This window comes from Streptomyces sp. NPDC048483 (assembly GCF_040651455.1).
Taxonomy (GTDB): Bacteria; Actinomycetota; Actinomycetes; order Streptomycetales; family Streptomycetaceae; genus Streptomyces.
Genome location: NZ_JBEZJZ010000007.1, coordinates 1 through 25,988, shown reverse-complemented (window position 1 = coordinate 25,988; position 25,988 = coordinate 1). Strand labels below are relative to the sequence as shown.

Here is a 25,988-nt window from a genome sequence, read left to right as displayed (position 1 = left end):
TCCATCTACCGGCCTCCGAACAGATAGCCGCGGCGGCGCATCAGCACGAGGAAGACGGGCACACCGATCAGCGCGGTGATCACGCCGAGCGGCAGCTCCTCGGGCGCGAAGACGGTACGCGCCACCAGATCGACCCACACCATGAAGCAGGCGCCGGCGAGCGGCGCGACCGCGAGCACCCGACGGTGTGTGGAGCCGACCCAGATCCGCACCACGTGGGGCAGGACCAGTCCGACGAAGCCGATCGCGCCGCTGACCGCGACGATCAGCCCGGTGACGGCCGCGGTGAGCACGAACAGCCCACGCCGCAGCGCCTCCGCGTCCACGCCCAGGCTGGCGGCGGTCTCGTCCCCGAGCGACAGCACATCCAGCGACCGGCTCTGACGCAGCAGCACCACGATCGCGACCAGGACCGCCGCTGCCGCCGGCGGCAGCGACTCCCAGGACGCCGACCCCAGACTGCCCAGCAGCCAGAACAGCACCGTCCGCGCGGCCTGCCCGTTCGGAGAGAGGAAGACCAGGACGCTCATGAGCGCCTGGAACCCGTACGCCAGCGCCACCCCGGTCAGGACCAGCCGCAGCGGCGTCAGCCCCAGCGGACTCCGCGCGGCCAGATACACCAGCACCGTGGCACCGAGGGCGCCGAGGAACGCCGCGGCCGAAAGGGCGTAGACCCCCAGCCCCGCGAAGACCCCGAACACCACGACCGCAGTCGCCCCGACGGACGCACCGGACGAGATGCCCAGGACGAACGGGTCCGCGAGGGCGTTGCGCACCAGCGCCTGGACGGCGACGCCGACGACCGAGAGCCCCGCTCCGACCACCACGGCGAGCAACACCCTGGGGGTACGCACATGCCAGACGATGGAGTAGCCGGTCACCTCGTCCGCGCCGATGCTGCCGCCGGTCACGGCCGCGGACAAGAAGCGCACCACGTCACCCAGCGGTACGACGGTGGGCCCCAGCGCGACTCCGGCCAGGACGGAGACCACCAGGACCACGGAGAGCACCACCAACGTGGTCGGCAGCCTGCCGCGACCTGTGGGACAGCCCTCCGGATCCTGGCTCTTCTCCTCCAGCGAGAGGGCGGCGGAGGGACCTGCGACTGCCGACGGCATCGCGGACGGCGTTCCGGAAACAGCCTCGCTCATGAATCCCCCTCGCGGGTGCCCCGCACGATCAGCCGCTGCGCATGGTTGTCGTACGGGGCACCGTCGAAGCCCCCGTAACACCGCACGTCCGTAAAGCCGACTGCCTCGAACAGCGCACGCAACTCGGCCGCGCTGTAGAGGAAGGAGGTGATCGACGCCTCCCGTGCCACCCCGTCGCGCACCAGCGTCCAGTCGGTGCGCAGCCGCGTCCAGCTGTCCAGGACGGTGTCGCGCTGCATCACGTACGCGCCGCCGTCGAGTTCGACGAGCTGGGGACGGCCGATCCAGCCCGCGAGGACCTCCTTGCCCATCACATCGACGAGCAGTTGTCCGCCCGGCACCAGCGAGTCATGGGCGTTGCGCAACACCCGCTCGTTGTCCCGTGGATCGTCGAAGTAGCCGAATGACGTGAAGACGTTGAGCACCACGTCGTACGACCCCGGCTCGATGTGCGTCAGCATGTCCGCCTGCACCAGCCGGACATCGACTCCGGCCTCCTCGCAGGCCGCGCGGGCCCGCTTCAGCATGACCGGACTGAGGTCCACCCCCGTCACCACGTAGCCGCGACGGGCCAGCGGCAGCAAATACAGGCCGGGCCCGCAGCACAGATCCAGCACGCGGCTGCCGGCCGGGAAGTCAAGCAGCGGCGAGCCGGCGACGACGCCCGCCGTCTCCGTGCGCCTGCGCTCGGAGAACATCGTCTCGGAGAAGTCCGACCAGAATCCATCGTCCTCGTACCACTGCATACGGCTGCAACCTCGCTCCAGGGCCGGGTCAGGTCGGACGCCGCAGCGTCGCGACCTTGTCAGTGCGGGCCTTTCACTACACGGGTCGGTTGCCAAGGCCCTTGAGTTCCCGGCGAGTTCACCATTCGCAAGGGAGCGGGGCAGCTGCTCGGGTTGAGGAAGGCGAGTGCCGGCTGCACGCTGGTGACGCAGTAGGTGGACAGGCCGGTGACGAACGCGCCGAAGACCTCTCCTCGGGGAGCGCCGGTGACGCATGTCGATCTGCCCGTTGCCGAAGCGCGCCACGCGCAGGGCCGCGCTCACTGCCGGTGAGATCATCATCACCAGTACAGCCGTGCAACCCCTTTCATTACCTGCCAATGGGCCCATGATTGCGGGGATTTGGGGAGCGGGAGGTGGTTTTCCGCACGCTGCTGTGCAGCCTGTACGCCCTTGGCTTGCCCAGCGGTTCTCGGTACCGTAACGGCGAAATAACGACGGCATGGCGGAAGCCGGTGAGAGCCCGGCACGGTCGCGCCACTGTAAGCCCAGCACGACCCGTCCCCGGTAGGGGCGGTCGGCGCCGGGTGAGTCAGACCCGCTGCCGTCGTTGCGAGCTCCAACTACTTGGGACGCGTGTTTCCCTCAGGAGGTCCTGTTATGGCGGAGTCCGTCGCCCCGCTGACGCTTGCCCCCGCTGCTCCGGCCGCGCTGCGCCGTCTTCCGGTGGGAAATTGTGCGAGCAAGGAGCGCCACGGCCACCATCTGGCCGATTGCCCCTGGTCCCGACAAGGGCCGAAGCGCTGGTCCCACACCGCCGCTGTGGCGGCATAGCCCCGTCTTCCGCACACACCGTGGCAGGCTCCTGCAGCCTGCGTCCTCGGCGGATCTCTTCTTCTCCTGACGATCCGTCAGTATGTCCTGCACTCCTGCAGTGAGGCCTTAGCACTCGCGACTGCCTTGCGGCTGCTGACTTTCCCGCCCAGCGTGCCCGGGCGCGCTGGGGCCGACCGTCGCGACGCCTGCACCGAAGCACCCCTGCTCGCCAGCTCTGGCTACTCCACGCATTGAGGCCCTTGCCTCAAGAAATCCCTTGGTTCTTCCGCGAGGTTGAGCCACCGAGATCAGGCATGCCCTGACGTGCCCCAAGGAGAGAACGTGAATTCCGCACCGTCCGCAGTGCCATGCCCTGCACCAGCCGGGAGCGCCCCGCATCAGCGACGGAGGATCGCCGTGATCGGTGGCGGCGCTTCGGGTACGGCATTCCTGGTCGCCCTCGTGAAGCAGATCTCGGCCGAGCCGGCCGTGGAAGCTCCTGACGTCGTGGTGTTCGAACCGGACGGGCCGTGCGGGCCGGGCTTCGCCTACCGGGACGACACGGAGGGGGCCTTGCTCAACCGGCCGGTTTCCGCAATGTCGGTGGACTACGTCGACCGCGGTCACTTCCGGCGTTGGCTCGGGCAGCACGGGCCGGCCACTGCCCGCACCGATGCCGGAAGCACGCTGTTCGCGCCGCGATCGAGTTTTGGCAGGTATCTGACGGAAGTGTTCGCTACGGCATGCCGTGACCTGCGCAACCTCGGCGGTTCCGTGGAGGTCATCCGGGAGCCGGTGTGTGAGGTGCAGCCCACTGCGGATCGCAGCGCGGTGGTGCCCGAGCGTTCTGCCACGCACTGGGTGGATGACGTGATCCTCTGCCTGGGATCGCTGCCCGCTCGGGACGCGTACAAGCTGTCCGGCGCACCGGGTTACCTTCACCAGCCCTATCCCGTCCAGCAGAGCATGGATGCCGTACAGCGCGGTTCCGAGGTACTGGTACTCGGCTCCGGATTGACGGCGATCGACGTGGCCTTGGAACTGGGGCGCCGAACAGACGGGGGTCGCGTCACACTTGCTTCGCGCGGCGGTGCGTTGCCGGATGTGCGCTGCGATCTCGGTGCGGGTGACTGTGCTCAGGAACTCGTCGAGGATGTCCGGCGCATGTTCGCCCAGCGGGAGACCATCAGTCTCCAAGCACTTGCGGGGCTTCTCAACGGAGAGCTGTCGCGCCGGGGTACGACCCTGCGGGAAGCGCTTCGGCCCTTCCTGGCCCGGACCGGCGGCGCTGAGCTGCTTCGCGTCCGGCTCGGCGAACCAGGTCCCGCGGCTGCGGTGCAACGGTGCATCGTCGCGCTGACTCCCTGGTACTCGCGGCTCTGGAGAGCCCTGGACGCAACAAGCGGTAGGGCGTTCACGCAGCGCTACCGCCGGGTCTTCACCTGCCTGCGAAGCCCGATGCCTCCCGTCAATGCGCGGCGGCTGCTGACGCTGGCCGACTCCGACAGACTCTCGTTCCGCGCCGGCATCCTCGACGTCCGCGCCGAAGGCCGCTATTTCCGGGCGTTCTACCGCGGTGGGGAGGAGCGGCGGTACGACGTGGTGGTCAATGCGACGGGACGGGGCATCGACGTGAGCGCCGCTCGCCCCGGCACCTTGGTCGAGACGCTCACCCGGAGCGGATTCGCCCGTCCGCACCCGCTCGGCGGACTGGACGTCGACCCCGACACCAACGAGGTGCTCGATGCGTGCGGGGTGTCGATCCCCCGGCTGCACATCGTCGGAGACCTCTCGTCCGGTGTGCACTTCCACACCAGTTCGATGGAGTACGCGGCTACCCAGGCGGGCCGGGTCGCGGAGCAGGTCGCCTCCCGTCTTCCCACTCGCGCGGGAGTGCTGCTGTGAACCCCGACCGGTCCGCCCTGCGCACGTGTCTCATCTTGCTGGTCGTCGTGCCGCAGGCGTCGCTGGCGGCGTTTGTGCCCGCTGTGCCGCACATCGCCGCAGACCTCGCGACGTCGCCCGCGGCCATCGACCGCAGTCTCGTGCTGTACATGGCCGGGTACGCCATTGCCATGGCCGCGGCCGGGGTGCTGGCCGCTCGAATAGGCCCACGCAAGGTGCAGCTCGTTGCTTTGGTACTGCACGTCGTGGCATCGGTCGCGGTGGCAGCCGCGCCCGATGTCCTCACACTGACCGCCGCCCGGGTACTGCAGGCACTCGGTGGCGGCGCAGGGACGGTGCTTGCCCGGGTCTACGTGCAGGAAGCCCTTCCGGAACGCCAGAGGTTGCCGGCACTCACCGGGCTTTCCACAGCCATCGCGCTCACGCCCGCGATCACGCCGCCCGTCGTCGGGCTGCTGGTCGACCACCTGTCATGGAGGCCGATCATGCTGGGGCTCGGCCTGCTGAGCGCCGGTACCTTCCTTGTCGCCCGGCGCACCCTGCCCCACTCGGAACCTCAGGCCGCCGGCAACGGATCGGGGCTGCGTCAGGTCCTGGCTAGGCCCCAGTATTGGTGGTTCACAGCAGCGATCTGCCTCGCGTGGTGCGTGTACTTCACGTTCATCACGTTCTCCAGCCACACCCTGCAGGTGCGCCTCGGCACCACGTCAACGGTCTTCAGTCTCCTTTACGCACTCGTGGTCGCCGGATACATCGTGGGGAGCAGGATCGCCCGGAGAGTGAATCAGCGCTACAGGTTGGAGCAGGTACTGCTCGTCTCGGGGCTCGTGTCCCTGGCCGCGACGGCGGTAATGACCTTGGGCGCGTACCTGTACCCGCAGGAACCGCTTGTTCTCGTCGTGCCCATGGCTGTGGCGATGACAGGTATCGGTGCCGCCTTCCCCGTCTGCCAGGCCGGCATGCTGCGGTCGGTGGGAGCCCATGCCCGCAGTGCCTCCGGCCTGTTCTTCTTCCTGCAGATGACCAGCGGTGCCGTCTATACAGGTGTGCTGTCCTGGACGGACCCGACCGAATCTGCCGCACTGAGCCTCGCGGTGCTGGCCCCGGCTGCGGCGCTGGCCGTGTTGGTCACCGTCGTTCGCCCGGCACAGAAGGGTCGCTCCGGGAGGGAAAAGAGTCCCGTCGGATCGCCCGCCAGGCCGGACACACCTCAGGCCCGCAGCTCTGGCGATCCCTGTCGCACGGCTTCGCCCCAGGCAGCCGAGCGGTAGGCGCGTCAGCGGCGACGCTCGGCAATCAATGACGCCGCCCCGTACGGGCTACCCGCCCCGGGGCGGCGTACCGGCAAGGACCGACCGACACCCTCATTCCGCCCTCCGGCCTGCGTGCCCCTGTCCGCTCGGGACTCCCGCCGCGCGCCGCCTCAGACAGATAGAACGTTCCGTCTATGAAGGAGATAGAACGTTCAGTATAGTCACCCTCATGATCCCTCACTCCTCCGAACCAGCGCCCCGGCCCTCGGCCCGGAGCAGGATGCTGACAGCGGCCGACGAACTCTTCTACGCCCAGGGCCTGGACGCCACAGGTGTCGACGCCCTCATCGAAGCGGCCGACGTCGCGCGGATGACGTTCTACAAGCACTTCGGAGGCAAGGACGGGCTGATTGTCGCCTACCTGGAGGGGCGCGACGTCCGCTGGCGAGTGCTGTTGAAGAACACCGTCGCCGCGGCGGGGCCGGATCCGACGGACCGTATCCGCGCGGTGTTCGAGGCTCTGGCAACCTGCCACACCGAGCCGGGCTTTCGCGGCTGCTCGTTCGCCAACGCCGCGGCCGAACTGGCCCATCGCGATCATCCTGCGCGTGCGGTCGTGACGTCGCACAAGGCCGCATTGCGTACGGACCTCGAGGGGTTCGTCGACGAGGCGGGCTTCCTGGCCGCCGACGAGCTGGTCGACGTCCTGCTCATGCTCTACGAGGGAGCGAGCACCACCGAAGCGCTGGGAAGCGTGGTGGACGCCATCACCAAGGCCCGTTCGGCGGTCGACCGGCTCCTGGACACCTGGCCGAAGAGCGACCGTGGCGCATGACCGGGCAGTGGGCGCATCGCCACGACCGGCCGGCTCGGCGGACCCACTTGAGGAAGGCCCCATGACATGAGAGAACGCAGCCCGCGGCTTTCCGTCGCGTGGAAAGTCGGTATCGCGGGAGTCGCGGCGCAGGGGGTGACCTTCGGGTTCGCCCGCTACGGATACGGTCTCTTCCTCCCCGAGATCCGCGGCCAGTTCGACTTATCGGTCTCGCTGGTGGGCGTGATCGGCAGTGCCACGTACATCAGTTACCTGATCGCGCTGATGCTCGTCGGCATCCTCTCGGCCAGGTTCGGCCCGCGGCCGCTGGTCGTCGCCGGCGGGCTCTCCGCGGCGGCAGGCATGCTGCTGGTCGCCTACGCACAGGGCACGGGCATGCTGATCACCGGGCTGGTCATGGCCGGGTTGAGCCCGGGGTTCGCGTGGGCGCCCTACTCCGACGCCGTGGACCGCATGGTCCCCGTCCGTCAGCGGGAGCGGGTCATGGCGCTGATTCCCAGCGGCACGGCATTCGCCGTGATCATCGCCGGCCCGCTCGCCATCATCGCGCACGGCCCCTCATGGCAGTACGCGTGGACGGCCTTCGCCCTGGCCGCACTCGCCGTCACCGTCTACAACGCCCGCATCCTGCCGGGCGGACCGCACCACCGGTCTCCACGGACCCCCCAGCAGCGTCTCGGCCTGCGGTGGTTCGCCCGTCGCCAGGCCGTTCCGCTCTACGTCACGGCGCTGTCGTACGGCCTGATCGGCGCGGTCTACTGGACCTTTGCGGTGGACGCCGTCTCCCAGGACCTCAAGGAGGGCGACCCCACTGGCCCGGTCTTCTGGACCGTCATGGGTCTCGCGGGAACCGCGGGGGTCTTCACCGGCCCCTTCATCGAGCGGCTGGGGCAGCGCCGTGCCCAGGCCTGCCTCTTCCTCTCGATGGCCGCGGCCATCGCTCTGCTGGGTGTGGCGCCCGGCGCGCTCCCGGCCGTCGGGGCCTCAGCGGTGCTGTACGGGCCGGGGTTCATGGCCTGCTCGGGTCTGCTCGCGGTCTGGAGCTACCAGGTCTTCCCCGAGCAGCCGTCCACCGGCTTCAGCGCGACCGTGTTCTTCCTCGGCATCGGAACCATCATCGGGCCGGCGGCCCTGGGGTCCTTCGCCGACCACTACAGCCTGAGCGCGGCGTTCCTGCTCACGGCCGGGATCGCCGTCCTGACGCTGCCGGCCCGGCCCGGACGGGCCGCAGGCCGTCCGGCCGCCGTGACACCCGTCGGTGAGGCCGGCGCGGACACGTCCGACGCACCGCGCGCGGGAACCCGCGGCTGACCGAACCGCGGCACCGGAGTCCATGTTCTGTCCCGAGCTGCCAGGAAGGCCTTTCTCATGCGGTGCCTGCTCCACAGCATGCTGCGATTCATCAAGGACGTGGCGTACGGAATCCACGCGGGAAACGCGATCCGCCATGGACTGAAAGGCCCCGGCGCGGCGCGGTCTCGTGCCGCGGCCGCCCGCTGGAGAAAGCGAAACCTGACGGCGGCACAATAGTCCGCCCGGTCGTTACCGGTCGTCGGCCTTCGGCCGTGGCTCTGTCGGCGGCACGTTCGACGGCGTCGAGGGTCTGCCCTGGGAGGCGCAGGGAAGGTGATCGTCATCGGCCTGCTGGTGCAGAGGGCCGACGAGACGGCGGCAGTTGGGTCGTTTGCCCCTTACCGGCTGAGGCCTGGGCGAGCCCGCCTTGTAGCCCCATCGCCGCGTTGTTCTCCTGGCCCAGGGCTGGGCGCGCCCGGACACGGGCGTCCGAACGAGGTCGGTCGAACAGCGTGACACCTTCAGGCGGTTACCCCATCATGCCTGCTGTGAACGCGCGAGCTTGGATGCACTTCGCGCTCGATGCGCGGCATGATCTCCGGGACGTAGATCTTCCGGATGGCGTCACCCGCGTCGTGAGCCTCCCAGTGGGCGCGACTGGCCCAGCGCTCGACCAGGACGAAGCGGCCAGGTTCCTCGTGTGACTGGTAGGCCTCCCAGCTGCCGCAGCCGTTCTCTGCCAGACACAAGGGACGCATACGAGCCAGAGCGTCGGCAACTAGGGCGATATCGGAGCCTTCGGGAACCCGGATGATGACGATGAGGTCGAACAACGTGCTCCTCAGGGGTGGGCTGAGCCGTCGCCGGTATCGCGAAGGATCGGGCAGTCAGCGAGAATAAACGATCTTTCATCGCTCTTGCCGACCTCCAGCTCACGAAGGCGCGGTCAGAGCCCCGAAATTCCCCCTCAGGATCGCTCACCGGCCTCACTTGGCTGGGCACTCCACGAAGGGCCGGATTCGCCCATCTGTTGTGGTTCCGCCGTGCCACCAATCCGAGTACGTCAGGCGGGTCGAGGGGAAGGTCCATGACGTCACCCTGAACGCCGACGCACGCCTCCAGCTCCACGACGCCTGGAAGTCCTGACGGACAGCGCCGGTGCTCAGGTACCTCGTCCGCCGTGCCCTGCTCGCCCCGCTGGTGCTCTGGGCCGCGTACACCGCCTCCTTCGGCATCCTGTACGTACTCCCCGGCGACCCCGTCGAAATCCTGGCGGCGGGTGGCAACGAAGCCGCCCCCGACCCGGACCGCGTCGCCGCACTGCGCCGGGAGTACGGCTTCGACCGGCCCCTCGCCGCACAGTACGCACACGGACTCCTCGGCGTGCTCCATGGTGACCTGGGCCGCTCGGTGCAGAGCGGCCGCGCTCTGGGCGACGTACACCCGGCGTTCCTGGCTGCGGCAGGTGCTGCTCGCGGCCCCCGCCGTCGCGGTCTCGCTGCCCCCGTTCTGGGTCGGACTCGTGCTGGTGCAGGTGGTCTGCTTCCAGTGGGGCCTCCTGCCGGCGATCGGGGACGGCGGCGTCCGCGGCCTGCTTCTGCCCGCCCTCACCCTCGCCCTGCCCTGTGCGGCAATGCTCGCCCAGGTCCTGGCCCGGGGCCTGGTGCAGGCACTGGACGAGCCGTACATACGGACCGCGCACGCGAAAGGGGTGACCGCGGTGCGGATCCACCTGCACCACGCCCTGCCCCGGGCGAGCCTGCCCGCGCTGGCTCTCACCGGAGTCCTCGCGGGGAACACGCTCGCCTCCGCGACGGTGGTGGAGACGGTCTTCTCCCGCCCTGGCGTCGGACGGCTCGTCGTCTCGGCGGTCCACTACCAGGACATGCCGGTGGTCCAAGGCGTGGTGCTGCTGGGCTCGACCGTCTTCGTCCTCGGCAGCCTCCTGGTGGACCTGCTCCACCACCTGATCGATCGCCGGCTCACCACGACCTCGTACGGATGGGCGGCACGTCGTGGCTGACCGAGGGCGGCCGGCCGTGCCCCTCTGGCGGAGACCGGGACTCCTTGCCTCGATCCTGGTCATGAGCGTCGTGCTGGTCGCGGCTCTCGCCCCCTGGATCCTGACCTCGGCCGACCCCACCATCGGGATTCCGGCTTCCAGGCTTCAACCGCCCAGCCTCCAGCACCTGTTCGGGACCGACCAGATCGGGCGTGATCTGTTCGCCCGAGGGATCCACGGAGCGCGGCCCTGGTTGCTGATGGTCCGTCGCGACTCCGGCCTCGGCGACTACCCCCTCGCGGCCGGGCGCACCACGAGGGCGTTCATCCAGCGGCTCTCAGCCGCCGCGGCGCACCCGGGCCGCCTTGCGGGCCTCGGCGAGCTTACGGGCCTCGTTGGCCTTGCGGGACTTGCCGCCGGTGCCGCGGGAGGCGTCCTTGCTGGTGCCCAGGCCGCGGAAGGGGGCGTTGGTGTTCTTGGCCCGGGGCGCGGCGGGCCCACCGTCGAGCGGGGTGCCGGAGGGGGCCTTGGCCCCGGTGATCCGGCTCAGCTCCGCCTCACCCGAGCGCACCTTGGTGATCGTCGGCTCGATGCCGGCCTCGGCTATCAGCCGGCTCATCTCGCGGCGCTGGTTCGACAGCACCAGCGTGACGACGCTGCCGGACTCACCTGCCCGGGCAGTCCGGCCCGCGCGGTGCAGGTAGTCCTTGGGGTCGGTGGGCGGGTCGACGTTGACCACGAGGTCGAGGTCGTCGACGTGCAGGCCGCGGGCCGCGACATTGGTCGCCACCAGGACGGTGATCTGGCCGTTCTTGAACTGTGCAAGGGTCCGCGTGCGCTGCGGTTGGGATTTGCCGCTGTGCAGGGCCGCGGCGTGCACTCCGCTGGCCCGCAGATGCCGGGTGAGCTGGTCGACCGCGTGCTTGGTGTCCAGGAACAGCAGTACGCGGCCGTCGCGGGCGGCGATCTCCGTCGTGACGGCGTACCGGTCGGGGCCGTGGACGACGAGCACATGGTGGTCCATCGTCGTGACCGCGCCCGCGGACGGGTCGACCGAGTGGACGACGGGGTCGTTGAGGTAGCTGCTGACCAGCTGGTCGACGTCGCGGTCCAGGGTGGCCGAGAACAGCATCCGCTGGCCGTCGGGGTGCACCTGGTCGAGCGCCTCGGTGATCTGCGGCAGGAAGCCCATGTCGCACATCTGGTCGGCCTCGTCGAGGACGGTGATCCGCACTCGTCCCAGACGGCACGCCTTGCGCTCGATGAGGTCGTGCAGGCGTCCGGGGGTGGCGACGACGACCTCGGCCCCGTCGCGCAGCGCAGCGGCCTGCCGACCGATCGACATGCCGCCGACGACGGTGGCCATCCGCAGCCGCAGCGCGTCGGCGTACGGCGCGAGCGCCTCAGCGACCTGCTGGGCCAGCTCCCGGGTGGGCACCAGGATGAGCGCGAGAGGCTGCTTCGACTCCGCGCGCCGCCCGGCCGTCCGTACGAGCAGCGGCAGGCCGAAGGCGAGGGTCTTGCCCGATCCCGTGCGCCCGCGACCCAGGACGTCCCGTCCTGCGAGGGCGCTGGGCAGCGTCGCTGCCTGGATGGGGAAGGGCTCGCGCACGCCGCGCTCGGTGAGCGTTCGCAGCACCTCGGCCGGCAGTTCCAGGTCGGCGAAGGAGGGGACCGCGGACACCGTCGGGGCGAGGGTTACTGGCCGGGCGAGGTCGCCGTTGCCGTGCGAGGTGCCGAGGCGGTCCGGGTGGTTCATGAAGAGCCTTCCGCAGGGGAACGTACCGAGGAAGGCCCGGCAGGAATGAGCAGCCGACGAACTAGGGGAACCACACGGACGAAATCGCCGGCTGTCACGACCGTCCAAACGTTTGAGGCTAACACGAAGTGACAGTTCGCCCCGGCGCTGTGGTGCTGATCGCTCCGCCTGGGTCGGTGACGCGACACGGACTGCGAGCATCGCCCGGCCCGGCGGCGGTGACCACGGCCTGGCGCAGCTGGTCAAGCTCGGGCCCACCGCGCGCTGTCTCTCGGCCGTACCGCAGGGTATGCGCTTGCCAAGCGAGGCCAGTACCCGTGCGCGGTCCTCCGTCTCGGGATTGCTTACCGAATCGTGCCTGCGGACTTTGAGCCTGAGACGGCTGTGCCGGTCCACAGGGCGTGTGCCGCTGCGGTGGATTTCACTGCCGCAGGGCCTCGAAAGCATGCCGGGCGGCGGTGCCGATGGCGAGGTCGATGTCCGGAGCGAGGTTGGCCCGGCGGTCGGACCGGGTGAGCGCGGCGATGGCCACCCGGTCGCCGGATTCGGCCTCCACCACACCGATCTCGTGCCGTAGGTGGAGGAAGGTCCCGGTCTTGCCGCTCACCCGGAGGGTGTCGGCACGCAGTTCGCCGGCCAGGCGGTGGGTGAAGACTTGCAGCCCCATCAGCCGGCGGAGTTCGGCGGTCGCGGCGGGATGCGCGATGTTGTCGCGCCACACCCGCTGTAACAGGTCGACGAGCGCGATGGCCGTGCCGGTGTTGGCGTGTGCCGGATCGAGCGTCTCGATGGTGTGCCGTCCGGTGTCGTCGTCCCGGATGGCCAGCTCCTGGGCGAGGAAGAAGTCGTTGCCGGCGGCGCCGGCGGCGCAGCGGTACATGTGGTCGAGTTTGTGCCGTACCCGTATGCCCGTGCAGCCCCAGGCGTGCAGGCGGGCGTCAACCTCCTTGACGGGGACGAGGCCGAACAGCGCGTCGCCGCTGGCGTTGTCGCTCACCGAGAGCATCAGGTAAATGAGGTCGCCGACGGCCACTGTGGCCGGGTGGCGGAAGGCAGCCAGTCCGGTGGGGCCGACGCTGCTGGCGGCCGGGTCGAGGGTTACGGGGCGTGCCGCGTCGAGGGCCCCGTTCGCGATCCGGTCCAGGGCGACCAGGGCCAGCGGGACCTTGACCACCGAGGCGAGTGGCACCGCGTCGTCGACGTCGAAGCCGAGTTGCTCGGTGGTGTCGATGTTGCGGGCGAGGAACGCGCCGCCAACGCCCAGAGCCGCCCAGTCAGCGGCGATGGTCTCGGCGACGTCGAGGAGGGCGCCGTCGGCGGCGATGTAAGCCGGCCGGTTCGTGGGGGTCGGGCTCATCCGTGGGCCGCCAGGCGGGACGGGGCGTCGTGGCCCGCGGCCCCGGACGGTGCGGTGATCCGCGACGCGGTCGCCGCGGTCATCGTGGCGCCGACCGCGGACGCCAACAGGGCAGCCAGCCAGTCCGGCACATGCGCCACGCCCGGTCGGCGTCGTGTCGCCCCGGCGTCGTATCCTCGGTGCAGCGAGGTGTCGGCCAGCGGAGCCCAACTCGCCCCGTTCCGCCGCGCGAACGGCTCGGAGCACAGCAGCGTCACCCGGTCGGCGAGCATCTCCGCGAGCGCGCCGGCGATCGTTTCGGCCGGGCGGATGAGACCTTCCGGCAGGCCGGAGCGGGCGGCCGCCCGACTCAGTCGGTCCTGAGCGTGGGGGACCTGGTCCTCCCTTGTGGTGAGGATCGGCCGCGCGCCCGGCGAGCCGCGGCCGCGACGGGGCCTGAGGTCCTCCAGGTGGACCGCGCGGGGGCGGGGCCGAAGCCGGGCCGTCGGGACGGCAGGCGCGTCGTCCGGCGTGCCGGAGGGCGGCGCGCAAGCCAGGCCGAGGGGGACGTGGAGCGTGGCGTCCTCCGGGGCGACGCGCAGCAACGTATAGGTCAGGGAGCCGTCCGCCAGGCCCGACTCCCGCTCATCCGGCGGCAGTTCGCGCACTCCTAGCGGGGTGCCGTGCTCGGCACCGGCGCGGATGATCCGTGCCAGCGCGGCGGGAGCGCAGTCCGCCGGCACCGCCACGGCACGTACGGCCGACCGGTGGGCCGACTCAGCGATCTGCCGCAGCCGCTGTGCCCGGTCCAGTACGTCCTGGGCGTACGGCAGCAGGAGGAGGCCGAACTCGGTGGTCGTGACCTGGCGCCGCGTGCGGTCGAACAGCAGCCCGCTGTAGTGCTCCTCAAGGGTCTTGATGCGTCGGCTCAGCAGCGGCTGGGCGATGCCGAGCCGGTCGGCCGCACGCGAGAAGCTCGCCTCGTCGACGGCCGCGACGAACGCCTCGAGGTGCGCGAGCAGGTCCATCCAGCATTCATATCAATAAGTTATGAAGCCTTCAATGGTAACTCTTGGACATGGGTGGCCTCCAGCTGTTTCGCTGTCCTCGTCGAGGGCCCGCGACAGACACCGACGACGAACCGAACCACCTGGGAGACGTGCACCCATGACCAGTGCCACCCCTCTGCCGCGGCGCGGCGTGTTCAAGGCCGGCCTCGCCCTGTCAACCGCCGCACTCATACCGGCCGTTGCGGCCCCGGACGCCTCGGCCTCGGCCACAATCCCCGGGCCGCGCGGCGTCGATGCTGGGGGACTGCGCGGCGCCGAGGCCGCCTTGCGTGACCTGGAGCGGCGCTACGGCGCACGCCTCGGCGTGTTCGCCCGCAACGTCCGCAGCGGCCGGATCGTGGCCCACCGGGCACAGGAGCGGTTCGCGATGTGCTCGACGTTCAAGGCGTTCGCCGCCGCGGCAGTCCTGCGCGACCACAGGCGCTGTGCGCCGCTGGACAAGGTGATCCACTACCCGGCCCGGGACATCCTGCCCAACTCGCCGGTCACCGAACAGCACGTCGACACCGGCATGACGGTGGGCGAGCTGTGCGCGGCCGCGATCCGCTACAGCGACAACGCGGCGGGCAACCTCCTGCTGCGGCAGATCGGCGGCCCCGGCGGCCTCACCGGCTTCTTCCGGTCGATCGGCGACCCGGTGAGCCGACTCGACCGCTGGGAGCCCGACCTGAACGCCGCCGTCCCCGGCGACCCGCGTGACACGACCACACCCCAGGCCATGGGCCGGAGCCTGCGGCGGTTGACGCTGGGCCGGGCCCTGGACGACGCAGGCCGACGGCACCTCATCACCTGGCTGAAGGGCAACACCACCAGCGGCGAACGGTTCCGTGCCGGACTGCCGGACGACTGGATCGTCGCGGACAAGACCGGTACCGGCGACTACGCCAGCGCCCACGACGTCGGCATCGCCTGGACGACCCGGAAGACGCCGATCGTCCTGGTCGTACTGTCGTCCAAGCCCGCACAGCACGCGGCCGTGGACAACGCACTGATCGCCGACGCGGCTCGGGTGCTCGCCCGCGCCCTGGCACCCGGAGAATGAACTCCCTTGATTTTCCAGCCTGTTCGCCGCTTGGGAGGTAACCGGTGGGCGACGGGGGGAGCCGGTGACTGCCGCATGCCCGGTGAGCGTCCCGGTCCCTCTCGCCGTGCTCTGCTGGCTGCCGCACCGCGCTCGCCTACCGCGCAGACGAGCGCTTCGCCTTCTGCTCCACCTTCAAGGCCCTCGCCGCCGCGGCAGTGCTGCCCCGCAACCCCCTCAGCCACCTGGACAAACACGTCACCTACAGCCGCGCCGACATCAACTCCATCTCGCCGATCACCGAGAACCACATCGCGACCGGGATGACCGTCCGGCAACTGTGCGGTGCCGCCATACGCCACAGCGACGGCACGGCCGGAAACCTGCTGATGCGGGACCTCGGCGGTCCGGCGCAGCTGACCGGCTACCTGCGCGAACTGGGGGATCCCGTCAGCCGCATGGACGACTACGAACCCGAACTGAACCGCGTCCGCCCACAGGACCTGCGCGACACCACCCCCCCCCGGGCGATCGCCGCCAACTTCCGTACGCTCGTCCTCGGCGATGCCCTGACCGCCGTGTCGGCACCGACCGTCGCCAGCGCCGCCTGACCGTTGGGCGCCAGACCCAGCCAGGCTCCCACACCATCCGCCGCGGTGGGGTACGCCTCGTAGACCGTTGCCGTGATGCCTGCCTTGCGCAGGGCGAGTGCCGTAACCGGGCCTGCCACACCACCCCCGATGACCAGTGCCGTCCGCACTCCGGAGCCGCGGCCGTCGTCGTTGCTCATATCCCCTCCCATGGGTCACGTGGATGCGCCGTTTGAGCGCTGAGCCATAGTTGCAAGACTACTAGTCGCAGTGCAACTAATTTCGGCTTGACTACGATGCCTGTATGTCCGCCTCCGTGAAAAGCTCGCCGCTGGGCCTGACCGTTCTGACGCTGCTGCACCACCGGCCGCTGCACCCCTACGGAATCCAGCGGCTGCTCAGGCAGTGGGGCAAGGAGCAGGTGGTCAACGTCGGCCAGCGGGCCGGGCTGTATCGCACCATCGAGCGGCTGCAGGCCGGCGGGCTGATCGCCGTCCGGCAGACCGAGCGCGACCAGCAGTACCCCGAGCGCACCGTCTATGAGGTCACCGATGAGGGCCGAGCGGTCACCCGCGAGTGGCTGGAGCAGATGCTGTCGGCACCCAAGGCGGAGTTCCCCTTGTTCCCGGCGGCGCTGTCGAACATGCTCATGCTCAGTCCGGACGAGGTGGCGCCGATCCTGGAGCAACGGGCGGCGCGGCTCGCCGCCCAGCGTGCCGACCTGGAGCGCCAGTCCGCCGAAGCCCCGGCCGGACTGCCGCGCATCACGCTGATCGAGAACGAATACCTGCTCGCCGTCCTCGACGCCGAGGAGCGTTGGCTGCAAGGGGTGATCAGCGATCTGCGGGACGGCAGCCTGACCTGGTCACCGGAGATGCTCACGACATTCCAGGAAGCGTCCGAATCAGGTGCAGCTGTGACCTGACGGGGCCCAGCGGGATGCGGGATCCCGGCGGAGGTGAGGCCGTTCGGGAAGCGCGACCACGCTCTCCGCGCGACCGCGATGCCGCCCGTGCCCTACCGAACCCTCCAGAGCGGTAAACGACGGGTGCGTACCTTCCGCGTACTCAACTCGACCTACTGCCCTGACTGGAGAACGACGGAAGGGCCACCACGCGCCCCTTCACCCAAGGGCACCTCACATTGCGAGACCCATTCTTCGCGACTCCTGTGACAGGCTCCTGCCGAGCTGACGAGCTGCGAATTCGCTGGCGGTAAAGGGTGGTTGACGGCGGAAGCGTTCTGGGCCTCGGCGCCTGCCGCCTTCCCGTGACGCGCGTCGGCTTCCGGCCGCGCACCACGATGCCGTCGCGTCGATGTCCGAGCGCGACCGGGTGACAGGGCGGGCCCTCTGGGAGGCTTGCCGAAATTCCGTAGCCCGGTATCGGCGTACGGGCCGTCGTCGATGCCTACCCGTTGAAGGACGGTACGTCGGCGGCGGCGCCGTGCTTGCCTCCTCCTGGAGGAACCGGGCCAGGCACCGCCGGCAGTACAACGAACGCGCCCGTTCGGATCACCAAAGGCGGCTCTTCAGGTGATTGACGGCCTCCCCGCACGCCAGGCGGCCGTCGCGGGGGTACGGCGTCTCAGCAAAGCACGACCCGGAACGCCAGAGGAGATCGGCCATGTACGCAGCAGTCCGGCGGTATGAAGGGGTGACCGACCCAGTCGAGACGGGACGCCTCGTCAATGAGGGGTTCGTACCGCTCATGCGGCAAGTCCCCGGGTTCGTGGCCTACTACTGGATCGACGCCGGGGGCGGAGTAATGATGTCGACCAGCGTCTTCCAGGACCAGGCCGGCGCCGAAGAATCGATCTCGAGGGCCGCGGACTTCGTGAGGGACAACCTCGCGTCACTGCTTCCCCACCCTCCCCAGGTCACGACCGGGGAGGTGGTGGCCTCCGCGTGACAGTGGAGGCCACCATCCAGCAAGGGACGCGAGAAGCGAACAAGGGCGCGCACGGAAGCCCCGCCCGTGGAATGTGGGGCTTCCGCATGGCCAGCGTCAGATCGCCACGGCCTCCTCCGGCAGGAACCACGCGGGGCACCGCCGGCAATACGCGTGCGCGCCCACTGAGTCCGCGCATCCTCCGTAGCCTGATCCCTCCGCGACAGCCACACCCCCATACTCACCCCGCCGACCGGCAACAGCCACTGCACGGCGTATTCGGCCGGCTGCGCGTACTTCCCCTTCAACGGCAACTCTTGGGCAACGAGGCCACCAACTCCGGCAGGGCGCGAAGTCGCCCACACGAGGCGCGGGAGTGCGAAAGGCCCAACCTCGGAGTGTGACGGGTCCGTCTGACCACTATGAATGACGCTCAGCGTCCATATGGTGCCCGTCATGACAGAGTGATCTACATGCCCACATCAACGCCTCAACGACGAAGACACCTCGCCGCCGCACTCCTCCTGACGGCCGCCATACCCCTGACAGCGTGCGGCCAGCAGCGCGTCGCAGCCGGCGAGCCGGACACATCATCCTCCAGCACCACACCCAGTTCCGCCTCCGCCTCCGCCTCCGCCTCCAGCTCCAGCCCCTCCGGACCCGGTGCGTCCCCCTACGTGGAACCCGGAGCCCACGACGGGGCTCCGCATCACAACGAAAACAACGCCGGCCGCCAACCCCGCGAAATGTCCCCCGCCAGTGAGAAAGATGCCCAACGGGCAGCCAACCGCATCGAACCCGTACTCAAACGCCTCTGGAATCAGAGAAAATGGGACCCCAAGAGCGTACGCTCGGCGATGATCGCCCTTGGCTACAAAGAACAGCGGACCGGCCCCAAAGGCGAGCAACTCGGCGGAATACTCGAAGTGCGCGGCATGGAACCCCGCTTCGAAGGCGACCACTACGTCACACATGAAGGCGCCCGGATCGGCCTGCGCGTCCACAAGGACGCCTGCGTCACCGCCTTCATACAGAAGACCAACTACCAGGTGCAGGCCAACGGTCCGTACTTGGAAACCGGCTGCTTCGAACCACCCTTCGCCCACTGACGGCAGGGCGAAGCGAAAGCCCCGCCCGGGAAGGGGCGGAGCCACTGCTTGTGCCGCACAATGATCCCGGACCCGCATGCCGCCGTGCGGCCCGACTTCCTGCGTGGGCAACACATCCGGGCCCGGTCCCACTCCGGCCGGCGACACCGTGTCCCCCGCCGCCGAGGCCCGCAGCCGGGCGGCGAGCGCGGCCGCCGTCGGGTGACGGAACAGATCGGCCACCGAGATCTGCGCACTGCGACCACGTTGTCGAGTTCTTCGACGTCGAGCTGTTCTTGCGCGAGTCGTACACCTTGTCGGCGCGTACTCGGCCCGGTCGCTTGCGTGGCTGTCCCCGGCCACGCAGGCGACTCTTTAGGGGAAATGCCGTTGCGTTACGGGATTTAGCTCGGAGGGGAAGCGCCCCCTTCGGCCAGGCAGGTGATGCAGAATGCATGGTGCTGCGCGTTGTGCAATAACGGCACCATGACACAGATTCCATCGGCCGCGGGCGCGGAAATCAAGATCAGTTTTTCCGGGGACGAAGCCCGGAAGGCAGCCCGTGCGCTCGAACTCAAGAGCGGCGAGGGCCGCAGCCGCACCATTTACTTCTGGGACAGCCCGGAGGAGGGCAGCGACGGGCTCTCACTGCCCTTCCTCGACCGCGGGGTCATCATCCGTCTGCGTCTGGACGCCGAGGATCACGGGGCCAAGCGCAAGGCGGACATGACCGTCAAGCTGCGACCGTGCCCTCCGCTGCCGCCCGACTGGCAGAAGGGCCTCAAGGATGAGGACGAGGACTGGGAGTTCACCATTGAGGAGGACCGCACCGGCCCCGCCTTCACGCCTGTGCTGTCCGCCTCGCTGCAGGGCGACCGGAAGGTCGAGGCGGAGCTCGCCGAGTCGGCACTCGGGCCCGGGCGCGGAGCGCTGGACCACCTCCTGATCAAGCCGCACCGCGACCTCCTGGAATCTGCCGTCGGGCTGAAGAAGGGCGACCTCGCAGATCTCCGGGCGCTCGGACCGGTGCACGCCGTCAAGTGGAAGCAGGAGTGGGACGCTCTACCCCGCCCCGTGGCGATCGAGGAGTGGACCACCAGGACTCTGCGCTTCCTTGAGGTCTCGGTGCGTACGAGCACGGCCGAAGCGGCCGAGGCCGAGAAGCTGCTCGAACGGGCCCTGCGGAAGCGCGACGTCGAACCGCCGCGATTCGGCGAGACCAAGACCCGGGCTGTGCTGACCGCCCTCGCCCGCAACCTCGGGCTCTGACGAGGTCCCGCCGGGATCCCTTACCGCGAACACGCCCCGGCGTCCCCGGACGTTGGGGCGCTGTCATGCCCCGTGGGCGCGGTCACCCCGACGTCCGACCCGATGAACGTTCAACCGCATTTTGGTTGCATGGTCTATCACCATAAACGCGTTTAGGCTAATACTGAGGGATAAATCTAGCTACTCGCTAGGAGGAGTAGCCATGGCTGAACAGAGCCAATACACATTCGAAACGTACAGGGCTGTCGCTAACGCTGACCGCGCCACGGAGCTCGCCGCGACCACATCTCCGTTCCAGATCGAGGTGCGGTTCCTCGGAGGCCTGACGAACAGCCAGAAGAAAATCTTCGCCAAGGCCGCGAACCGCTGGGCGCACGTCATCGTGGGAGACCTGGAGACCGCGGTCATCCACGACCTCACCGGTGAGGTCGTGGTCGACGACCTCTTGATCGACGCCGAAGGCGTGCCGATGGACGGCGTCAACCACAACCCCAATATCCTCGGATCAGCCGGCCCGACGCGGTTCCGGAGGCAGGATGCGGCCAGCGGAGCAGGGCTCCCCGTGAAGGGGCACATGAGGTTCGACAGCGCCGACCTGGCCCAGATGGAAGAGGAGGGCATGCTCCTCGACGTCATTACGCATGAGATGGGGCACGTGCTGGGAATCGGAACCCTCTGGGACAGCTTCGGAATCCTGAAGGACTTCCCCGGCCACGATCCGACGTTCGTCGGCCCCGGCGCCATGGAGGAGTTCGGCAAGCTCATCGGTGAATCCCCCACCCCGGTACCTGTTGCGAATGTCGGCGGCTCCGGAAGCGCGGGCGGCCACTGGCGCGAGACCGTGTTCGCCAACGAGCTGATGTCGCCGAACATCGGCGGCCGCCCCGGCACCCCCCTGAACGACAACCCCATGAGTCGGCTGACGGTAGCGAGCCTGGGGGACCTCGGGTACACGGTCGACCTCGAGGCCGCACAGGACTTCGAGCTTCCGGATCTTCTCGCGATCGCACGCTCGGGCCGCGTCCCGTCCTCGGTGCCGCGGTATGTGGTGCTCCCGACGATTCCGACCCGCATTCCGGCGGAGAGGCCCTGACGCACCTAACCAATGGGGGAGGCTGGACGTTCGGCTACTCCACGAACGCCCACGACAAACCCGCGCTCTGCGAGCCGTTGACCACAGGTGAGTCGGCGGCGCCGCAGACGACGAGGCCGCTGGTGCGATCACCACGTCCTGGCCACAGCTCCCAAGGGCTGTCCTGTCAACGATGTTTGCTCGGGAGGCCGTGGTGGTCTGCCGCGTCGTTCATCGACCGAATCCCCGCCGACACCCCGTTTTACTCGGGCAAAGACAAGCGCCAGAAGTTCCTGGTAGCGATCGACAAGGCGGTGCCCGCCGGGCTCGACGTCCACCTCGTCTGTGACAACTACGCCACTCACCACATCGCCGAGATCAAGACGTGGCTGGGCAAGCACCCTCGCTTTTACGTCCGCTGCACCCGGATTGGCTCCTCCTGGATGAACCAAGTCGAGCGATGCTTCGGCCTGTTGACCGACAAGCTCATCCGTCGGGGCGTCCACACCTCCGTGAAGGCCCCGGAGGACGACATCGCCGCATGGATCGAGAACCCACGGTCCTTCACCTGGACCAAGACTGCAGACGAGATCCTCAACGCCCTCACCAAGGTGGGAGCCGACAACCAGAAAACAGGGGAGAACTCACCCTCAGAATTTCTGGGCGGCGTCGGGAACCTCCGCATCGGCGCGGACAATAATCCCCGCTACAGCGCACGCCGACTGGTGGAACTCCTCATCGCAGAACTGCGCCTGCCGCGCTGGCCGCAGCGCGTAAGCAGGGCACCCTCCACAACCACATCCCTGACCTGCGCTTGAGCCCACGAGCCCACAAGCCCACGGCGTCAGCCCGTCAGCCCGTCAGCCCGTCAGACCGTCAGGCCGTCAGGCCGCTCCGCGCGTGCCGAGGAGGAATCTCGAGTGACCACGATCGCCGTCACCGGCCATATGGCCCTGGCTGTGGAGACCACCGGGCCCGTACGCGAGGCTCCCCGCGGACTGCCGTCGGGTTTGGCCGGCGATGGCCTCGCGGGCCACTTGTGCCTGGCCGCGGCGCAAGGCTCCCTGTTCGCCGGGGAGTTCCTCGCCCTCAGGGGCCGGCTGTCGGTGATCATCCCGAAACGGCCCACCGCCGCCTGCCGCACGGAGCGCCCCGCCTGGTAGTCCTCTGGGACGGCTCCTTCAGGCGAGGTGCGCCTGCCAAGGCTGCCTACCTCCTCCGAGGGGCCGGTTTCGGCCATGTCGGTGCGGGCTGCCCCAACTGATCGGGAGGGGCGGCGAGTTGCCCCACGCGCCTCTACAATCGACGGCACATGACGGCCACACACGACCGTGGCGTGTCAATGAAGGCCGCACCGGTGGACGGTATGCCTCAGCTTCATCCCTCGGTGCGTAGCGTCTGTGAACGGGGAACGGGGGCTTTGTGATGCCGGCTGCCGACATGACCGGTGGGGGGCTGTTCGCTCTACCGATGGTCGTGCCCAGATCGACCGAGTACGTACGCCTCGGCGTACCACCCGAGGCAACGGCCCAGGAGATCCGCGCGGCGGCCGGCCGATACGACGCCCGGCTCCAGGCACGCGGCGCGAGCGAGGACGAGATCGTCGCCGCGCACGCCGTCAACTTGGAGAATGCCGAGGCCCGCGCCGCGCACGATGCCCGCTTTCCGCCGCTTCCGCTGCTGCGACTCGAACCGACCTGGGAGCCCGTCCTCGACGAACGGGACGCCGGACTGGCCGTGCTGCGCAGGGAGATCGAGAACTTCCTGGTCACGGCCGGCGAGTGCGTACACCACCCCATGGACACCACCCGCACGGACTTCACCGGCGACTTCACCCACACTCACCTGCTCGACGGCTTCGCCGACGAGTGAACCCGGAGGATCCCCCATGGAAGCTGAGCTGCACCGGGTCGTCGGCATCGACCTCGGTACCACCTACTCGGCCGTCGCCGCCTACGACCCCGACGACTTCGCCCCCGTGATCCTCGCCGACCCGGAACTCGAGGGAGCCGCCGCCGTCGCGACTCCCTCGGTCGTACGCATCGACCCGGCTACCGGCACACTGGTCGTCGGACACGACGCCAAGGACGCCATCAGTGACGGATCGGGCGCCGGCGACGCGTTGGTGGAGATCAAGCGAGAGATGGGCGCCGTGTTCACCTCGGAACTCCTCCAGCACTTCGGCGCCACCGGCGTCCATGCGGTGGACGACCCCGTGCGGGCCAGGCTCGGCAACGAGTGGCTGCGACCGCAGGAGATCAGCGCGCTGGTGCTGATGCGGATGAAACGGATCGCCGAGCAGACGCTGGGCGGTGAGATCCACGACGCGGTGGTCACCGTGCCCGCGTACTTCATGGAACGACAGAAGAAGGCCACCGAGGAAGCAGCACTGCTCGCTGGCCTCTACCCCCGCCAGCTCATCCCCGAGCCCACCGCCGCGGCCATCGCCTACGGGGTCGACCGGGCCGAGTCCGAGAAGCAGATCTACCTGGTCTTCGACCTGGGCGGCGGCACGTTCGACGTGTCGATCATCGAGACCCGGGACACCGACATCGAGGTCATCGCGACCGCCGGTGATCAGCGGCTGGGCGGCGGTGACTTCGACGACGCCGTCGCCGAGTGGATCCGCGGACAACTCGGCGAAACGCTGTCGGCGGACACCGAGCGGCTACGGATCAAGGCGGCGGCGGAGGCCGCGAAGCGCGAACTGTCCCTGCGCTCCACCACCACCATCGACCTCGGTGGCACGGCGGCTCCCCTCGAACTCGATCGAGCCCGCTTCGAAGAGCTGATCCAGCCCATCCTCGACCGCTCCCTGCAGCAGGTCGACGAGGCCCTGCGTTTCGCGAAGACCGCCAAGGGGGTGGAGCGCGAGCACATCAACGCCGTGCTGCTCGTGGGCGGTTCCACCCGCATCCCCCGGGTCAAGCAGATTCTGCTCGACTACTTCGACCAGGACGAGGGCTTCGTACGCGGCGACGCCAACCCCGACACTCTGGTCGCGCGGGGCGCGGCGCTCGTGGCGAACCGGTTCGAACCGTCGCCCGCCTTCGACCTCGCCAGCCGGCCGGACGCCGAGCGGTCCGCGGACGAGCAGGACTACACCGTCACCCTGATCACCGAGCACACGCTGGGCGTCGGAGTCCAGCAGGCACGGTTCAACGCGCTGATTCCGCGGGGCACCAAGATCCCGGCCCGCCAGGTGAAGACGTACACGAACCCGGAGCAGGCCCACCGCATCGAGGCCGCCATCTATCAGGGCGAGGGAGACTACGTCTACGACAACACCCTGATCGGCACGATCCACCTCGACGACATCGAGCCCCGCCCGGAGGGCTATCACCAGTTCGAGGTCGAGTTCTCCCTCGACGTGAACGGGCTGCTCGGGGTGCAGGTCACCCACACCAACACCGGGCGCGAGTACCAGGCGACCTTCGACCAGAGCACCACCATCGGCAAGCTCGACGAGCTGGCGGAGCGGCGCGCGGCACTGGTCAAGCTGTACACGACCGTGCGGCCGGCCGGGGCCACCGGTGGGGCCAAGCCCGGTGGCGCGCAGGGTGACGGATCGCCGCAGTTCACGGTTCCCCCGCCGGTGGCCGCTGCGGTGCCGCAACCGGCCGCCGTTCCGGAACCCGCCCCGGTACCCGCCCCGGTACCCGTTCCGGGACCGGCGCCCGACGTACCGGCGGAGTACCGGCGCATGGTCAAGAAGGCGCAGCGGGCGGCGCAGGACGGTCAGGCGCCGCCCGCACTCACCGAGGCTCTGCGCGCATTCCTGGACGGCGTGCGCGACGGTGCGAACGAGGACGCCCTGGACGAGCTCGCCGACCGGCTCGAGGACGCATATGACGACAGCCGTAGGTGACCCGACGCGGGTCATCGAGGAGGAGCTCCAGGCCGAGTACGCCGGGGTGGGCTGGTGGGGCTCGCTCTACCGCGCTCCGCGCCGGCGCCGGTGGTACCGACTCATCCCGGTCGAGGAGGTCAGCGGAGAGCAGCGGGCCGAACTGGTGGCCTGGCAGACCCGCCCGCGCCGCCCCGATCTCGTTCCCGTGGTGCGTGAGGAACGCGGCGAGCAGCGGCAGTTCGGCGACCGCTGGTTCCAGATCGTCAGCTACGAGACCGACGCGGGCCGCAGCCTCGCCGATGCCCTCACCGAGCGCGAACCGGCTCACCGGGTCGCCTCCGTAGCCGCCGCGCTCCGGGCGTTCCCGGGCTGGCGCGAGGGGATCGGCCCCGGCTTCGTCCCTCTGCCCGCTGACATCGTGCTGGCCGGACACCGCCCGCTCCTGCTGCCGCTGCCGGCTTGGGGCCCGCCGTCCCTGGGGGAGATCTTCGCCGCGCCGGAACGGATGGCCCATCTCACGCCCGAGGCAGCCCGCGGCCTGCCGCACGGCGGCCGGGACCCCGGTGTGTACGCCCTGGGAGTCGCGGCGCTGCGCTGCTTCGAGACGCCGCCGGACGGCGACCCGGAGCGGCTCCTGCAACGGTCGGCCTGCGCCGGCGTGTTCGGCCGGCAGCGGCGCGACAGCCGGCTGCCGTCCTGGATGCGGCGAGTGAAGCCCGTGCAGACGGCCCTGGAGGAGCTGGCGAACCTCACCGGTCTGCGGGCCGCAGGACTCGGTGACGCGGATCCGCGCCTGCTGGCCGATGCCCTCGACGCGGCGCGCCACGCGATGGACCCGGTGACGGCGGTACGTTCCCTGCGTGCCGCGGGCGAACCGCGCAGGGCCGTCGGGCTCGCCCACGCGGCGCTGGTCGACCGGCCGGGCTACGCACTGCTGCTGCTCGCGGCCGAGATCGCCCACCAGGACCTGAAGGAGCCACTGGAGGCACTGTCGCTGCTCGAGCGCGCGGTGCAGGCGGACCCGGAGCGCACCGAGGCCTGTGCGGCGCAGCTGTCGATCATCG

Annotated in this window: 21 protein-coding genes, 5 pseudogenes and 1 riboswitch; of the genes and pseudogenes, 19 read left to right on the top strand and 7 right to left on the bottom strand. The window is 69.4% G+C overall.

The genetic code is table 11. The features are described 5' to 3' along the window. Positions 1-5: 5 nt before the first annotated feature. The 3 genes and pseudogenes from AB0D04_RS05625 to AB0D04_RS05615 all read right to left on the bottom strand — a co-directional run. The gene (locus AB0D04_RS05625; RefSeq protein ID WP_362699708.1) at positions 6-1,151 is read right to left on the bottom strand and encodes an iron ABC transporter permease; all 1,146 of its coding nucleotides are present in this window, start codon (positions 1,149-1,151) and stop codon (positions 6-8) included. Then, on the bottom strand, positions 1,148-1,897 hold the full coding sequence (locus AB0D04_RS05620; protein ID WP_362699706.1) for a methyltransferase domain-containing protein: 750 nt from the start codon (positions 1,895-1,897) through the stop codon (positions 1,148-1,150). Before AB0D04_RS05620 ends, AB0D04_RS05625 begins: the two co-directional genes overlap by 4 nt. 143 nt (positions 1,898-2,040) lie before the next feature. Further along, a pseudogene (locus AB0D04_RS05615) lies at positions 2,041-2,121 on the bottom strand (cobalamin biosynthesis protein CbiM); the annotation flags it as partial. Positions 2,122-2,332: 211 nt separating this feature from the next. Further along, positions 2,333-2,497, top strand: a riboswitch (cobalamin riboswitch). Between the two features lie 612 nt (positions 2,498-3,109). Here AB0D04_RS05615 and AB0D04_RS05610 point away from each other — a divergent pair. The 4 genes from AB0D04_RS05610 (at position 3,110) to AB0D04_RS05595 (ending at position 7,996) form a co-directional block, all read left to right on the top strand. Next, positions 3,110-4,597 carry an FAD/NAD(P)-binding protein gene (locus AB0D04_RS05610; protein ID WP_362699704.1) on the top strand — a complete coding sequence of 496 codons (1,488 nt, stop codon included), beginning with the start codon at positions 3,110-3,112 and terminating at the stop codon, positions 4,595-4,597. Next, entirely contained in the window at positions 4,594-5,868 is a 1,275-nt protein-coding gene (locus AB0D04_RS05605; RefSeq protein ID WP_362699702.1) for an MFS transporter, read from the top strand. Before AB0D04_RS05610 ends, AB0D04_RS05605 begins: the two co-directional genes overlap by 4 nt. A gap of 211 nt (positions 5,869-6,079) precedes the next feature. Further along, a complete protein-coding gene (locus tag AB0D04_RS05600) occupies positions 6,080-6,685 on the top strand; it encodes a TetR/AcrR family transcriptional regulator (protein ID WP_362699700.1) in 606 nt (201 codons plus the stop codon). 66 nt (positions 6,686-6,751) lie between these two features. Then, the gene (locus AB0D04_RS05595) at positions 6,752-7,996 is read left to right on the top strand and encodes an MFS transporter (RefSeq protein ID WP_362699698.1); all 1,245 of its coding nucleotides are present in this window, start codon (positions 6,752-6,754) and stop codon (positions 7,994-7,996) included. 503 nt (positions 7,997-8,499) lie between these two features. On the opposite strand, the gene AB0D04_RS05590 is transcribed toward AB0D04_RS05595, so the two are convergent. Beyond that, positions 8,500-8,811 (bottom strand): antibiotic biosynthesis monooxygenase, encoded by a 312-nt coding sequence (locus AB0D04_RS05590; protein WP_362699696.1) that lies wholly within the window; start codon positions 8,809-8,811, stop codon positions 8,500-8,502. Between the two features lie 325 nt (positions 8,812-9,136). On the opposite strand from AB0D04_RS05590, the pseudogene AB0D04_RS05585 reads away from it, so the two are divergent. Continuing rightward, positions 9,137-9,316 (top strand): annotated as a pseudogene (locus AB0D04_RS05585) (ABC transporter permease); the annotation flags it as partial. Positions 9,317-9,368: 52 nt separating this feature from the next. Beyond that, a complete protein-coding gene (locus AB0D04_RS05580) occupies positions 9,369-10,001 on the top strand; it encodes an ABC transporter permease (protein ID WP_362699694.1) in 633 nt (210 codons plus the stop codon). A gap of 316 nt (positions 10,002-10,317) precedes the next feature. On the opposite strand, the gene AB0D04_RS05575 is transcribed toward AB0D04_RS05580, so the two are convergent. Beyond that, a complete protein-coding gene (locus tag AB0D04_RS05575) occupies positions 10,318-11,739 on the bottom strand; it encodes a DEAD/DEAH box helicase (RefSeq protein ID WP_362699693.1) in 1,422 nt (473 codons plus the stop codon). A gap of 252 nt (positions 11,740-11,991) precedes the next feature. Here AB0D04_RS05575 and AB0D04_RS05570 point away from each other — a divergent pair. After that, positions 11,992-12,105: pseudogene (locus AB0D04_RS05570) on the top strand (integrase); the annotation flags it as partial. 55 nt (positions 12,106-12,160) lie between these two features. Here AB0D04_RS05570 and AB0D04_RS05565 read toward each other — a convergent pair. Together AB0D04_RS05565 and AB0D04_RS05560 are read right to left on the bottom strand one after the other, a co-directional pair. Next, on the bottom strand, positions 12,161-13,096 hold the full coding sequence (locus AB0D04_RS05565) for a serine hydrolase (protein ID WP_362699691.1): 936 nt from the start codon (positions 13,094-13,096) through the stop codon (positions 12,161-12,163). Beyond that, a complete protein-coding gene (locus tag AB0D04_RS05560; protein ID WP_362699689.1) occupies positions 13,093-14,103 on the bottom strand; it encodes a LysR family transcriptional regulator in 1,011 nt (336 codons plus the stop codon). The genes AB0D04_RS05565 and AB0D04_RS05560 overlap by 4 nt, the downstream gene beginning before the upstream one ends. A gap of 139 nt (positions 14,104-14,242) precedes the next feature. Between AB0D04_RS05560 and bla the strand changes: the two genes are divergently transcribed. The 12 genes and pseudogenes from bla to AB0D04_RS05500 all read left to right on the top strand — a co-directional run. Next, positions 14,243-15,187, top strand: coding sequence for a class A beta-lactamase (gene bla / locus AB0D04_RS05555; protein WP_362699687.1), 945 nt, complete (start codon positions 14,243-14,245; stop codon positions 15,185-15,187). A gap of 191 nt (positions 15,188-15,378) precedes the next feature. Beyond that, positions 15,379-15,777: pseudogene (locus tag AB0D04_RS05550) on the top strand (serine hydrolase); the annotation flags it as partial. 283 nt (positions 15,778-16,060) lie between these two features. Then, positions 16,061-16,681: a PadR family transcriptional regulator gene (locus tag AB0D04_RS05545; protein WP_362699685.1), complete on the top strand. Its 621-nt coding sequence runs from the start codon at positions 16,061-16,063 to the stop codon at positions 16,679-16,681. 700 nt (positions 16,682-17,381) lie between these two features. Next, positions 17,382-17,666, top strand: a complete 285-nt coding sequence (locus AB0D04_RS05540; RefSeq protein WP_362699683.1) for a hypothetical protein — start codon at positions 17,382-17,384, stop codon at positions 17,664-17,666. A 725-nt stretch (positions 17,667-18,391) separates the two neighbouring features. Continuing rightward, positions 18,392-18,754, top strand: coding sequence for a hypothetical protein (locus AB0D04_RS05535; protein WP_362699681.1), 363 nt, complete (start codon positions 18,392-18,394; stop codon positions 18,752-18,754). A 465-nt stretch (positions 18,755-19,219) separates the two neighbouring features. Next, complete coding sequence (locus tag AB0D04_RS05530; RefSeq protein WP_362699680.1) at positions 19,220-20,002, top strand: hypothetical protein; 783 nt, start codon at positions 19,220-19,222, stop codon at positions 20,000-20,002. A 202-nt stretch (positions 20,003-20,204) separates the two neighbouring features. Continuing rightward, on the top strand, positions 20,205-21,095 hold the full coding sequence (locus tag AB0D04_RS05525; protein ID WP_362699678.1) for a leishmanolysin-related zinc metalloendopeptidase: 891 nt from the start codon (positions 20,205-20,207) through the stop codon (positions 21,093-21,095). A 176-nt stretch (positions 21,096-21,271) separates the two neighbouring features. Further along, positions 21,272-21,892 (top strand): hypothetical protein, encoded by a 621-nt coding sequence (locus AB0D04_RS05520; protein ID WP_362699677.1) that lies wholly within the window; start codon positions 21,272-21,274, stop codon positions 21,890-21,892. A 102-nt stretch (positions 21,893-21,994) separates the two neighbouring features. Beyond that, positions 21,995-22,237 (top strand): hypothetical protein, encoded by a 243-nt coding sequence (locus AB0D04_RS05515; RefSeq protein ID WP_362699675.1) that lies wholly within the window; start codon positions 21,995-21,997, stop codon positions 22,235-22,237. Between the two features lie 307 nt (positions 22,238-22,544). Then, positions 22,545-22,946, top strand: a complete 402-nt coding sequence (locus AB0D04_RS05510; protein WP_362699673.1) for a hypothetical protein — start codon at positions 22,545-22,547, stop codon at positions 22,944-22,946. A gap of 16 nt (positions 22,947-22,962) precedes the next feature. Then, on the top strand, positions 22,963-24,942 hold the full coding sequence (locus AB0D04_RS05505; RefSeq protein WP_362699671.1) for an Hsp70 family protein: 1,980 nt from the start codon (positions 22,963-22,965) through the stop codon (positions 24,940-24,942). Continuing rightward, positions 24,923-25,988 (top strand): annotated as a pseudogene (locus tag AB0D04_RS05500) (hypothetical protein); the annotation flags it as partial. The gene AB0D04_RS05505 and the pseudogene AB0D04_RS05500, both read left to right, overlap by 20 nt.